At 48.1% G+C, this 12824-nt stretch carries 7 protein-coding genes and 5 pseudogenes; 11 read left to right on the forward strand and 1 reads right to left on the reverse strand.

From position 1 onward, the window contains the following. Positions 1-7: 7 nt before the first annotated feature. From JCM11969_RS00790 to JCM11969_RS00810, 5 genes and pseudogenes are all read left to right on the forward strand, one after another. Positions 8-751, forward strand: coding sequence for a Stp1/IreP family PP2C-type Ser/Thr phosphatase (locus JCM11969_RS00790; protein ID WP_054707060.1), 744 nt, complete (start codon positions 8-10; stop codon positions 749-751). Next, a pseudogene (gene pknB / locus JCM11969_RS00795) lies at positions 751-2767 on the forward strand (Stk1 family PASTA domain-containing Ser/Thr kinase). The gene JCM11969_RS00790 and the pseudogene pknB overlap by 1 nt, the downstream one beginning before the upstream one ends. A gap of 79 nt (positions 2768-2846) precedes the next feature. Then, positions 2847-3737: pseudogene (rsgA, locus tag JCM11969_RS00800) on the forward strand (ribosome small subunit-dependent GTPase A). 10 nt (positions 3738-3747) lie between these two features. Next, positions 3748-4398, forward strand: coding sequence for a ribulose-phosphate 3-epimerase (gene rpe, locus JCM11969_RS00805; RefSeq protein WP_054707061.1), 651 nt, complete (start codon positions 3748-3750; stop codon positions 4396-4398). Position 4399: 1 nt separating this feature from the next. Further along, positions 4400-5047: a thiamine diphosphokinase gene (locus JCM11969_RS00810; protein WP_054707064.1), complete on the forward strand. Its 648-nt coding sequence runs from the start codon at positions 4400-4402 to the stop codon at positions 5045-5047. 209 nt (positions 5048-5256) lie between these two features. Here JCM11969_RS00810 and rpmB read toward each other — a convergent pair whose 3' ends face one another. Further along, positions 5257-5442 carry a 50S ribosomal protein L28 gene (gene rpmB / locus JCM11969_RS00815; RefSeq protein ID WP_054707066.1) on the reverse strand — a complete coding sequence of 62 codons (186 nt, stop codon included), beginning with the start codon at positions 5440-5442 and terminating at the stop codon, positions 5257-5259. A gap of 844 nt (positions 5443-6286) precedes the next feature. Here rpmB and JCM11969_RS00820 point away from each other — a divergent pair. From JCM11969_RS00820 to rnc, 6 genes and pseudogenes are all read left to right on the forward strand, one after another. Continuing rightward, positions 6287-6649, forward strand: a complete 363-nt coding sequence (locus tag JCM11969_RS00820; RefSeq protein ID WP_054707069.1) for an Asp23/Gls24 family envelope stress response protein — start codon at positions 6287-6289, stop codon at positions 6647-6649. Positions 6650-6671: 22 nt separating this feature from the next. Continuing rightward, positions 6672-8362: pseudogene (locus JCM11969_RS00825) on the forward strand (DAK2 domain-containing protein). Positions 8363-8483: 121 nt separating this feature from the next. Further along, positions 8484-10518 (forward strand): annotated as a pseudogene (gene recG / locus JCM11969_RS00830) (ATP-dependent DNA helicase RecG). Between the two features lie 33 nt (positions 10519-10551). Next, positions 10552-11592, forward strand: a complete 1041-nt coding sequence (gene plsX / locus JCM11969_RS00835) for a phosphate acyltransferase PlsX (RefSeq protein ID WP_054707326.1) — start codon at positions 10552-10554, stop codon at positions 11590-11592. Positions 11593-11806: 214 nt separating this feature from the next. Beyond that, a complete protein-coding gene (gene acpP, locus JCM11969_RS00840; RefSeq protein ID WP_054707072.1) occupies positions 11807-12049 on the forward strand; it encodes an acyl carrier protein in 243 nt (80 codons plus the stop codon). Between the two features lie 65 nt (positions 12050-12114). Then, positions 12115-12812 (forward strand): annotated as a pseudogene (gene rnc, locus JCM11969_RS00845) (ribonuclease III). Positions 12813-12824: the final 12 nt, after the last annotated feature.

Here is a 12824-nt window from a genome sequence, read left to right on the forward strand (position 1 = left end):
CATAAACATGCAAATTGCTTATCGAACAGCGATTGGTGAACGGCGTACCGACAACGAGGATAACGTTGGGGTGTTTACCAACCAAACTGGGGTTAAGTTAGCCATTATTGCGGATGGTATCGGTGGTAATCAGGGTGGTGACGTTGCGTCTGATATAGCGGTCTTTCACCTTGGTCACGCGTTTGAAAAATCAACGTTAACGGACTTTGATACCGCCTCGACATGGCTGCAATCCCAAATTGATGAAGAAAATTCAAATATTCGCGAACGTTCCCAGCAGTTTGTGGACCTGAAAGGGATGGGCACGACAATCGTGCTGGCGTTGCTGTTACCAAACGAGTTGATCGTTGGCAACATTGGCGATAGTCGCGCGTATCTGTTACGCCACAAGAAGTTTAACCAAGTAACAGAGGATCACTCACTTGTTAATGAGCTGGTCAAGCGCGGCGAGTTGTCCAAGCAAGCGGCCAAAGTGCACCCGCAAAAAAACGTGATCACGCGATCCTTAGGGGTGACGGATGCGGTTCAAATTGACTTGCACTACCTGAAATTAAATGCTAAGGACGTTGTGCTGCTCTGCTCAGACGGGCTGACGAACATGGTGAGTGATGATGACATCCAAGCGGTATTAAAGGGCCACGAGTCGTTGATCGACAAGTGTGACCGCTTGATTGCCATGGCCAATGAAGCCGGCGGTCTGGACAACATTACGGTGGTTATCGCCGATAATGGATCGGGGGTAGCTGACTAATGCGAGCAAACTATACATTAAATGGGCGCTATCGCATCATCCGTTCTCTGGGGGAGGGCGGCATGGCAAACGTTTATCTAGCGCACGATCTGATCTTGGACAGGGATGTGTCCGTGAAGCTATTACGGCTGGATCTTCGTGATGACCCAAAAACGATCAAGGGTTTTCAGCGTGAAGGACTTGCGGCAACAGAGCTTGTGCACCCAAACATTGTCAGCGTCTATGACGTTGGCGAGGAAAACGGCATGCAGTACCTGGTGATGGAATATGTGAAGGGGATGGATCTTAAAGCTATATTCAAGAACATTTTCCGATTCCTTATCAGGAAGTCATCAACATTATGGAGCAAGTGCTCTCCGCTGTGCGGGTAGCACATGACCATAATATTATTCATCGGGATTTAAAGCCTCAAAACATTTTGATGGATGAAAATGGCGTGGCGAAGATCACCGATTTCGGGATCGCTGTTGCGCTGTCACAAAATTCATTGACGCAAACCAACACGGTGTTAGGTTCTGTCCACTATCTGTCACCGGAACAGGCCCGCGGTGGGATGGCCACAAAACAGTCTGATATTTATTCTCTGGGTATTATTCTGTATGAAATGCTGACAGGAACCGTACCGTTTAAGGGTGAGACGGCCGTTTCAATCGCTATCAAACATTTTCAGTCGGAGATTCCATCAGTGCGTGACTTTGATCCCCGAATCCCGCAAGCACTTGAAAACGTGGTGTTGCAGGCAACGTCAAAACGTCCTGAAGACCGGTATGACACCGTTAAGAGTATGGCGGATGATTTGGAAACCTCACTTTCACCACGGCGTGCCAGTGAGCCAAAGTTTGTGCCGGATCACGACTCAGATAATGGCGAAACGAAAGTGCTTGATAAAGCCGCATTGCAGTCGGAATTAGCCGCTCACAAAGTGGATGAGACCGATGAAAATGGGGTCAAGGTTGCCAAACCCAAAAAGAAGAAACGCCATCATCGCAAGCGGTGGTGGGCCGTCCTTATTGGACTGATCCTGCTTCTCGTCGCTGGAACGGTGTTTGCGTTTTGGCTTGGACGACCAAAATATGTTTCTGTTCCAGATGTGACTGGGATGACAGAAACGGCGGCCAAGGCTAAACTGTCTGATAAGAACTTGACGGTTAATAAGGTGACACACAAAACGAGTCGGCAGATCCGCAAGGGCCGGGTCATCAAAACGAATCCGAAAGCCAAGAAGTCGGTTCAGACACAGAGCAATGTGATGCTGACGTTGTCCAGTGGCCCTAAACTGGTCAAAATCGGTAACTACGTTGGGCAGTCCTATACGCGTGCAGCGTCTGTACTGCGGGCGAAGGGCGTCACCGTTAAACGGCAGAACCAAACGTCAAACGACGTCGCGGTTGGCACTGTCATGGCGCAGAGTACAACGTCTGGCACCCGAATCGACCCGGACAGCACCACGGTGACCTTCACCGTTTCTGCGGGTCAGCGGCAACTTACGCTTGCTAACTTAGTTGGGAAAACGAAGACTCAAATTCAGGCGTATGCCAGCAAAGAATCCCTGAACGTTTCCTTTAACTACCGCTACGCAAGTGCAAAGAAGGACCGGGCAACCAGTCAGAGTCCGGCTGCAGGTAGTCTGGTGAGTGAAGGGACAACGATCGTCGTGACCTTGTCACGGGGACCAAAACCGACAACGCCGAAGATCGACGAGTTCAGTGTGACCGTTGATATTCCATTTGAGCTTCGTCTGATGATTCAAGCAGCAACGCCACCGATGACAGTTCAGATTCTTCCGATACGAGCAGCAGCAGTTCAAGTGCTGTCTCAGCTACCAACGTCGTCCAGATCTATTTGCGTGATCAAGACCATAACTACCGCAGCGTCTACAAACAGTTGACGATTGCACAAGATACGCAGGTCAACTTGCCATTTGCCGTTGAATCCGGCAAGAGTGGTGGTTATAAAATCGTTCGCGACGGGAAGGTTATTTTATCTGACAATAACGTGACGAAAAATTATCATTAATAGTTACTGCAATTTAAAACCAGTTCCTCTATAATATAGAGGAACTGGTTTTAAATTTATTTTGAGAGGTGGCGTTGATGTGGCGGAAGGCCAAATTCGACAATCTTTAAGTGGGTTTTATGATGTGGTGACTGACGATGGCGAGACGGTTCGGACCCGAGCACGGGGAAATTTCCGGAACCGTAAAATCACCCCGTTGGTTGGTGACCGAGTGACGTTTGAAGCAACTGATGGCAAGGATGTACATTCTCGAAGTATTGCCGCGACGTAACCAGTTACAACGACCACCAGTCGCAAACGTTGACCAGGCAATCGTTGCCACGGCAGTTAAGCAGCCGGATTTCACAACGAACTTGTTGGATCGTCAGTTATTGGCGCTTGAGATTGCCAATATTGAACCGGTGATCTACTTTACGAAAACGGATCTGTTAACTTATGCCGAGATGGCCAACTTTGACACTTTAGCTGCAGGGTATCGCAAGGCGGGGTTCCAAGTGATTTTGACGCGTGAACCGTTTAGCGACGCGGCGCTCACTGCTGTTAAGGCCGTGCTCAAGGACAAGGTGAGTGTCATCATGGGTCAGACCGGGGCTGGAAAATCGACGCTGTTGAACCATGTCGCGCCTGACTTAGATCTTGCGACTGGTGAGATCTCGGCAGCCCTCAATCGTGGGAAGCATACCACGCGGCGGGTGCAGCTCCTGACAGTTGCTGACGGTCTAATCGCTGACACACCAGGCTTTTCTTCGTACGAGCGTTCTCATTAACCTCTAAAGAACTTGGCCAGTACTTTCCGGAATTCAAACGCGCATCAGTTGACTGCCGTTTTCGGGGGTGCGTCCACGTGAACGAACCAGGTTGCGCCGTTAAAGAGCAGGTCGCAAACGGCGAAATTATGAAAAGCCGTTACGATAATTATTTGCTGCTCTACCAAACCTTGAAAAATCAGAAACCAAATTATAAGAAATGAGGGACGATTCATGATTATTGCACCGTCAATTTTGAGTGCGGATTACGTAAATCTTCAAAAGGATATTGAAACTGTAGACAAGGCCGGTGCGGAATACCTGCACATCGACGTGATGGATGGCAACTTTGTGCCAGCCATTTCATATGGTCCGGGTTGGTTAAAAGCTATTCGGCCAATTACAAAGATGACCTTGGACGTTCATTTGATGGTCCAAAACCCAGAACGGTACGTGGAACAGTTTGCTGAAAATGGTGCTGATATCATTGGTGTTCACGTTGAAGCCACACCCCATATCCATCGGGCGCTCCAATTAATCAAGAACGCGGGTGCGAAAGCAGAAGTTGTGATTAATCCAGGCACCCCTGTGGAAGCCATCAAGCCGGTGTTATACATGGTAGACCAAGTGCTTGTCATGACCGTTAACCCCGGTTTTGGCGGTCAGAAATTCTTGCCTAAGACGTTAAAGAAGATCCAACAACTGGATCAGCTCAAGCAAACTGAAGGCTACGACTTTGACATCGAAGTTGATGGCGGGGTTAAGGCAAATACGATCAAGTCCTGTGCCGATGCTGGCGCAACCGTTGCCGTTGCTGGATCATACATTTTTGATGCCGATGATCCTGCTGGCCAAGTTGCAACGTTAAAGGAAGCGACTAAGTAGCATGAGCCATCTGAACTTGCTTGTGGGCGGACCCACCAGCGGATGGCCGGAACAACTCACCGCTGGCAAGGTCAGTGGTGATTGGATCGGGGTTGACCGCGGCACGTTGCGATTGCTTAAGATGGGGATAACGCCATTGGTGGCAATTGGCGATTTTGATTCCTTGTCTGCGGACGAGCTTCACCAAGTTAAAACGGCGGTTAGCGACATTCGTCAGGCCATTCCTGAAAAGGATGAAACAGATACTGAATTGGCCGTTACGGTGGCTTTGAAGGAGTTTCAGTACGACCGGTTGGATATTTATGGTGCAACGGGGGGTCGACTCGACCATTTCCTAGCCAATCTCTGGCTGGTATTAAAACCACGATACCGTGACTTTGCCCCGCAGATTCGCTTCATTGACCAAACGAATACGATCACGTTCTTTTTACCAGGGGATTACACCATTAAAAAGGAAGCTGATAAGAAGTATTTGGCGTTTATTCCACTCGAAAAGGTGGATGGCCTGACGTTGGTCGACGAAAAGTACACCCTCGATCACGAGAATGTGCCGTACCCAATATCGTATGCAAGCAATGAGTTTGTGGGCGAGACGGGTCAGTTTTCGTTTGAAAGTGGGCTGTTGGCGGTGATTCAGTCTAAAGATTAGCCTGTTTCGCAAGGCTGCCACTGCCTTGCGAACACATATTGACCAAGTCAAATAGTGACACGAAATCAAGCCTTATTGACCGTGTCGTAACCAACACAAACCGTAATAGAGAAAAAAAGCGCCACTAGTCATAACGACTAGGGCGCTTTTTAATGGTTTTAAAATAATAAACCAAACAAAAAAAGCTTGGCTAAGCCAAACTTTTTTGATTAAACACGGGTCACTTTGCCTGACTTTAAAGTCCGAGCTGAGATCCAAACCTTCTTAGGCTTGCCATCAACTAAGATACGAACTTTTTGTAAGTTTGGCTTCCATGCACGACGTGATGAGTTCAGGGCGTGAGAACGCTTGTTACCAAAGTGCGTCCGCTTGCCACTAATGAAATCTTTTGCCATGGGTAACATCCTCCTTCAAGACTTATCTAAAATACGTTGCTTTAAGCTCACTAAAACAATTTATCATACCCGTTTTAGGAATGCAATAGTTTTCTTTCAAGTAGAAATACTTGACAGTCAAGATTGCCGGTATAATAGGGTTTCAGAATTTTTAAATTTAGCGGTCTTTTCCAATGAAAGCTGTATTCAAACTAGTCCGTTGTGCAAAGGTCATAACGGTGTGTTGTGCTCTTTGCCGAATGTTACTATTATGACCGATTTTAGGAATTCGGGCAAGTGATTTTGAGATTTTTTACGGTGTCCTTTTGTGAAACAGTGGGTTATTTCAGTTGAGTTGTCCTGTTCGGTGATTCAAAGATGGCATTTCGACAGAAGATGGTATAATAGTCGTGATGTTGGGGGATATTAAAACCTAGTTTATGCGGAAAAGCGGATTTTGAGGGTGGTATTTTAGCTGATTTTCGTTGGCAAGATGGCTGACAGCTAAAGTGTGTTGGTGTTGGGTGCAGGTTGAGGGGATTCTTAGCTCGGCTTTTTGGCACCAGGCATTCAGGGCTAAGCAGCTGGAACACGAACCTAGGTCTGTGTTTCCATCGGTCTAATTTTTTTCTAAGGGCATTGTCACTTTGCGCGTTGCCTTCATGGCGTCGAAACGTGCTCCCAAAGGCAAGGGGCTCCTGTATAAGGGGTCTAACACCTAAAATCCCGAACTTGGATTTTAGTGTTAGACCTTATAGGCCGCCCCTTAAGCGCCTTTTTTCCGCACTCTTTATTTTTAATCCCCACCAACATGTGTTAATATAAAATATCGTTAAGACTAGGACTACAAGGAGGCTGCGTTCAGATGGCCGTTAAAATTAAAACACCACATGGCTTGATCGACATTGACAACGATGTGATTGCAACCGTTGTGGGTGGTGCTGCTACTGACAACTATGGGGTTGTTGGCATGGCTAGCAAGAATCAGATTCGCGACAACGTAAATGATATTTTAAAGCGTGAAAACTACGCTAAGGGTGTTGTTGTGCGTCAGGAAGAAAATGGTGTGGCGGTTGACGTTAATATTATCGTCAGCTACGGCACTAAAATTTCAGAAGTCTCACGAACTGTTCAGTCAAAGGTTAAATATAATTTAGAAACGATGCTGGGCATCACTGCAAATTCCGTGAACGTTACGGTGCAGGGTGTTCAAGTATTAGCTGACTAGTGGGGCGAGGAGGATCATGTTGTTGCAAACAAAGAAAATAACGAATCGTGAATTCGCTAAAATGGTCGAGGCAGCGTCTGCTTTCCTGGACCAAAACGCTGAATTCATCAATTCCCTAAACGTTTTCCCCGTTCCAGATGGTGATACAGGGACAAATATGAGCCTGTCTTTGGACAGCGGTTTAAAGTATTTAAATGATGAAACAAGTACGTCCGTTGGTGCCTTAGCAACTGCCTTAGCTAATGGACTTTTAATGGGGGCACGCGGAAACTCCGGGGTGATCTTATCACAGATCTTCCGGGGCTTTTCAAAGAGCACTGAGGGCAAGGATGAGTTGTCAGCCACTGATTTGGCCGATGCTTTTGCTGCGGGTGCTGAAACGGCCTATAAAGCCGTTATGAAGCCGACGGAAGGCACAGTCCTCACCGTTGTCCGGGAAGCTGCTAAAGCGGCCCGTAAGACGGCAGCACGCGACGATAACATCGTTGCTGTGATGGATGCCACCTATGAAGCTGCTAGTGACGCCTTAAAGACAACACCAGATCTGTTGCCTGTATTGAAACAGGTCGGTGTCGTTGATTCTGGTGGTCAGGGATTGACTTTTGTGTTGCAGGCGTTTGACGACGTGTTAAACGACCGTGAGATCAAGGTTTCAGCAACGCACAAGCCAAATACCAATGAGATGGACGAAATGATCGATGCTGAACACCACCGTAGTGTTCAGGGCAATATTGATCCTAACAGTATCGTTTATGGCTACTGCACGGAGATCATGGTTCGAATCGGTAAGGGTAAGCAGGTGGATCATCCATTTGATTACGACGAGTTCTACCAATATTTGGCTAACCTAGGTGACTCACTGTTAGTGGTCAGCGACGACGAGATCGTTAAAGTCCACGTGCACACTGAGCATCCGGGCAAGGTGCTCGCTTGGGGTCAAGAATTCGGTGACCTCGCTAAGGTTAAAGTCGATAACATGCGACTTCAACAAGAGACCATCATGGAAAAAGACGAAGCCAACGATGATGCAGCTGCTGAAACGGCACCAAAGGAAGCACCAGAAACAGCAATCATCACAATTGCTGCCGGCGATGGCATGAAGACGTTGTTTAAGAGCCTTGGTGCGACCACTGTGATCAGCGGTGGGCAAACCATGAACCCAAGTACGCAGGATATCGTGGATGCTATTAACCAAAGCGGCGCTAAACAGGCCATTGTGTTGCCTAACAACAGCAACATTTTCATGGCTGCTGATCAGGCGGTCGAGGCCGCCGACGTGCCAACGGTGATCGTCCACAGTAAGTCGATCTCCCAAGGGATGACCGCCATGCTTGGCTTTGAACCTGATCACACCAATGAAGAAAACCAGAAGGCTATGGAAGAAAATTTGACCACGGTCACTGGCGGCGAGGTGACCCACGCGGTTCGTGATAGCCACGTGGATGGGTTTGACATCAAGAAAAACGATTTTATGGGGTTAATTGACGGTAAGATTGCCGTTGTTGGCAAGACGCTGCAGGAGACTGCCAAGCAAATGGTCGCTAAAATGCTGGATGAAGACAGCGAGATCGTCACGATCATTTACGGGCCGACGCCAATGAAGCTGAAGCCAATACGTTGTCTGAGGCGGTTAGCGACCTTGATGATGAGTTGGAGGTTGAAATTCACGAGGGTGATCAACCGGTATATCCATTCGTTGTCTCAGTTGAATAAAAACTGAATCGTAACGATGTTCAGCATCTTGCTGGACCGAAAGGCGAATAGCAAACAATTGGCGGGCAGCCTGCGGTTTGTTATTCGCCTTTCATGCCACACACACATAGAAAAGGAGGTCATGACGGTGGCGTTAACCGATTCTGTGAGTACGTTGCCAGGGGTGGGCCCAAAACGGGTCGATGCCTTGGCAGCGCTTGGTATCACTGATATTGCCTCACTATTGACCTACTATCCTTTTCGCTATAACGATATGCGGGTTAAGAATTTAAACGAGATCCAGGACCAAGAACAGGTCACCTTAAAGGGCGTCGTTGCTGCGCCGCCAACCATTGCGCGGTTTGGTCGTAAGAAAACACGATTGAATTTTCGGTTGCTGATTGACCATGACGTCGTACCGGTAACTTTCTTCAACCAACCATGGCTGCAAAAACAGATCACAGTGGAAGAGCCAATCATGGTCTACGGGCGGTTTGACGCCAACCGCAAACAGCTTAACGGGATGAAGATCTTAGCCAGCGGGAATGCTGATCCAATGGCCTCGGTCTACCCAAGTAACAGCGGCATCAGACAAAAAACGATTCAGCAGTTGGTACAAGCCGCGTGGGACCAGTACCATGATGAGATCACAGACCTCATCCCGGCACCGATTGCGACGCACTATCGCTTGCTTGATCGCCAGCAAATGATTCATGACATGCATTTTCCAGAGACGCTGGCGGCAGCTCAGGCAGCGCGTCGCAGTGCGAAATTTGAAGAGTTTTTTCTCTTTCAAATGCAGTTGCAGCAGTTAAAACACCAGGATAAAACTCAATCTGGCGTGCCGATCGCATACGATAATGAACAGGTCACAGCGTTGACGCAGTCATTGCCTATGAACTGACGGGGGCACAGAAGCGGGTCGTCAATGAGATCTGTGCTGATATGAAGCGGCCGTTCCACATGAACCGGTTGTTGCAAGGCGATGTTGGGAGCGGGAAAACGGTCGTCGCAGCAATTGTGATGTACGCTGCCATTACTGCCGGCTTCCAAGCGGCACTGATGGCACCGACGGAAATATTGGCGGAGCAGCATGCGAATAATCTGCAGGCACTCTTCGAGGGCTTTCCAGTTAATATCGTTATACTAACTGGGTCGACGAAGCCGGCGGTCAGAAAGGAAATTTTACCGCGAATTGAAAGCGGTGAACTCAATTTGATCATTGGGACGCACGCGTTGATTCAAGACACCGTTCAGTACCATAAACTCGGGTTGGTCGTGATCGATGAGCAACACCGGTTTGGGGTCGGTCAGCGGCAGGCACTCCGCGAAAAGGGTGACAACCCTGACGTGCTGGCAATGACCGCAACGCCGATCCCCCGAACCCTCGCGATTACAAGCTACGGGAGATGGATATTTCCGTCATTGATGAACTGCCGGCTGGTCGCAAACCAGTATCGACATACTGGATCAAAAGTACGCAGATCGACTCGGCGATTCAATTCGTTACGGGTCAACTTCAGGCAGGCCATCAGGCATACGTGGTCACACCGCTGATTGAAGAATCTGAGGCGGTTGATATGAAGAATGCGGAATCTATTTATGAGCGGTTCTCGCAGTACTTTGCGCCGAAATATCAGGTCGGTTTATTGCACGGCCGGATGAAAAATGAGGAAAAAGAATCGGTCATGGCAGCGTTTAAGAACCAGGAATTTCAGGTTTTAGTGGCCACGACCGTGATCGAAGTCGGCGTCGATGTTAAAAATGCGACCGTCATGTTTATCTATGACGCGGATCATTTCGGCTTGTCGCAACTCCATCAGTTACGCGGCCGGGTCGGCCGGTCAGACCAGCAGTCCTATTGCATCTTGATTGCGGACCCTAAGAATAAGAATGGGGTGCAGCGGATGCAGGTCATGACCCAGACAAACGATGGTTTTGTGCTTTCTCAAAAGGACCTCGAGTTGCGAGGCGCGGGCGATGTGCTTGGTAAGAAACAGTCCGGGGTACCCGATTTTAAAGTTGGTGACCCCGTGGCTGACCTCACCATGCTGAGCGTTGCGCAACAGGAAGCTAAGCAGTTGAGCGACCAGAAAGACTGGGCACAACAGCCTGAAAACAATGCGCTAGCTGACTACATGAAACAAAAAGAACGCACCACTTATTTATTTGATTAACCAAGTACCAAGACATGAAGGGATGGATTGATTGTGAAAATTGCTGTTGATGCTATGGGTGGCGACTACGCCCCAAAGGAAATCGTTGCAGGGGTGGAACAGGCGCGTGACCGGTACCCAGAAGTAGAATTTAACCTGTACGGCCAACTGGATCAGGTGAAGCCGCTCCTCCAAAATGAGGATCGAATCACCCTTATTCAAGCGGACGAAGTGATTGCCATGGGCGACGAACCTGTCCGGGCCATTAGACGAAAGAAACAGTCCAGCATTGTCCTTGCTGCACAGGATGTGCGCGACGGCAAGGCGGATGCATTTTTCTCAGCAGGAAATACGGGTGCTATTTTAGCTGCGGGACTGTTGATCATCGGCCGGATCAAGGGCATTGAACGACCTGGATTAACCACGGTATTACCCGTTTTAAACCAGCCTAACCAGGATAGTTTTTTGATGTTAGACGTTGGTGCTAATGCCGATACAAAACCGTTCAACCTGTATCAGTACGCCATTATGGGTAAGTACTACGCGGAAACAGTGATGGGCGTTAAAAACCCACGGATCGGCCTTCTCAACAATGGGACTGAGGCGGATAAGGGAGACTTAGTACACAAGGCTGCCCATGACGCACTGGCCTCAATTGAAGACATTAATTTCATCGGCAACGTTGAGTCACGCGAACTTCTAAATGGTGCAGCGGATGTCGTTGTCAGTGATGGTTTTTCTGGAAACGCCGTTTTAAAGAGCACCGAAGGCACGGCCTTGACCATGTTGAAATTGATCAAGTCAAGCATCATGGATGGCGGACTGTCAGCTAAGTTGGGCGCCGCAATGTTGAAATCAACGTTTGGTAAGATCCAATCCCAAATGGACTATTCCAAGCACGGTGGTGCTGTCTTGATCGGCGTGAAAGCACCGGTTGTCAAAACTCATGGCTCCACGAAGGCGCCAACTGTTGCGAACACCATTGGCCAGATCAAAACGATGCTTGAAAACCACGTTGTCGCTGACGTTGTCACCTATTTTGATGAACACAGTGATGAAATGATTGCAGCTAAGGAACAGTTAAAACAAAAATAGGGTGGCTGGCTCAGCCATGGACTGTTTGTTACCGGTCACTGGCGACGTGCAAAGCTAGTTTACCGTAACGTAGTACTGGGTGGAATTTTGTAGTTTCTAAAGCAGACATGATGGCTGATCGTTGCGCGGTCCCGCCCAGTAAAAAAGCATGTTGTTAGTTGCAAGTTTGTGATAGACTAACAAATGAACAAGGTTGATTGAGTGAGGTAGAGAAATGTCAAAAGAAGAAACGTTTAATAAGATTGCCGATATTATTGCTGACCGGTTCCAAGTGGATCGCGACAAGATCACGGATAGTCTGAATTTTAAAACTGATTTGGACGCTGATTCCATTGATTTTGTGGAATTTATCTTGGAGTTGGAAGACACCTTTGGCGCTGAAATTTCCGACGAAGATGCGGAAAACCTAAACACGGTTGGCGAAGCGGTGGATTACATCACAAGCCACAGTAAATAGGCAAGTCGGCGGTTACCTGCGTAATCGCCTTTTTACTTTCATGACTAAAAAAGGAGTTAACCACGTTGATACAAGGGTTAAATGAACTACTGAAGAAACGCTTTCACATTACGATTCACAATCAAGATCTGCTGGACGAAGCCTTTACCCAGGCGTCGTACGTGAACGAGCACCCTAACCAGAATCTTAAATTTTACGAACGCATCGAATTTTTGGGTGATGCGGTCATGCAGTTAGTCGTGTCAGAATATATTTATAAACGCTATCCAAAATTACCTCAGGGTCGGTTGACGCGTCTGCGCGCCGCAATGGTCAACGAGGATAGTTTTGCGAGCTTTGCGCGTGAATGTACCTTTGATAAGTACATTCGACTGGGTAAGGGTGAGGAAAAGGCACACGCGCGGAACGTGACTCGCTGCTATGTGACATTTTTGAATCCTTTATTGGTGCTTTGTACCTTGATCAAGGAGTGGAACCCGTCATTGCCTTTTCTCATCAGGTGATCTTTCCAAAACTTGATGAGGGCCGGTTCGACGAATTCTTTGATCACAAAACAGAATTACAAGAAGTCGCCCAGCAAAACGGACCTGTGGCCATTGACTACGAACTTGTTTCAGAGGATGGCCCGGATAACGACCGGGCTTTCAAGGTGGCCGTGACCATTGACGGTAAGGAACTTGGGATCGGTGAAGGCCACTCTAAGAAACATGCAGAACAGGTTGCAGCTAAAGCAGCGCTGAATAAATTACAGGCGAACAACTAAACGTTAATTTTG

Origin of the sequence: Secundilactobacillus paracollinoides DSM 15502 = JCM 11969, assembly GCF_001311135.1 — a bacterium.
Classification (GTDB): domain Bacteria; phylum Bacillota; class Bacilli; order Lactobacillales; family Lactobacillaceae; genus Secundilactobacillus; species Secundilactobacillus paracollinoides.

Bases quoted from the DNA above. Each gene is read 5' to 3' on its own strand.
- JCM11969_RS00790 (WP_054707060.1), top strand. From the start codon at position 8: ATGCAAATTGCTTATCGAACAGCGATTGGTGAACGGCGTACCGACAAC.
- JCM11969_RS00810 (WP_054707064.1), top strand. From the start codon at position 4,400: ATGAGCCATCTGAACTTGCTTGTGGGCGGACCCACCAGCGGATGGCCG.
- rpe (WP_054707061.1), top strand. From the start codon at position 3,748: ATGATTATTGCACCGTCAATTTTGAGTGCGGATTACGTAAATCTTCAA.
- rpmB (WP_054707066.1), bottom strand. From the start codon at position 5,442: ATGGCAAAAGATTTCATTAGTGGCAAGCGGACGCACTTTGGTAACAAG.
- acpP (WP_054707072.1), top strand. From the start codon at position 11,807: ATGTCAAAAGAAGAAACGTTTAATAAGATTGCCGATATTATTGCTGAC.
- JCM11969_RS00820 (WP_054707069.1), top strand. From the start codon at position 6,287: ATGGCCGTTAAAATTAAAACACCACATGGCTTGATCGACATTGACAAC.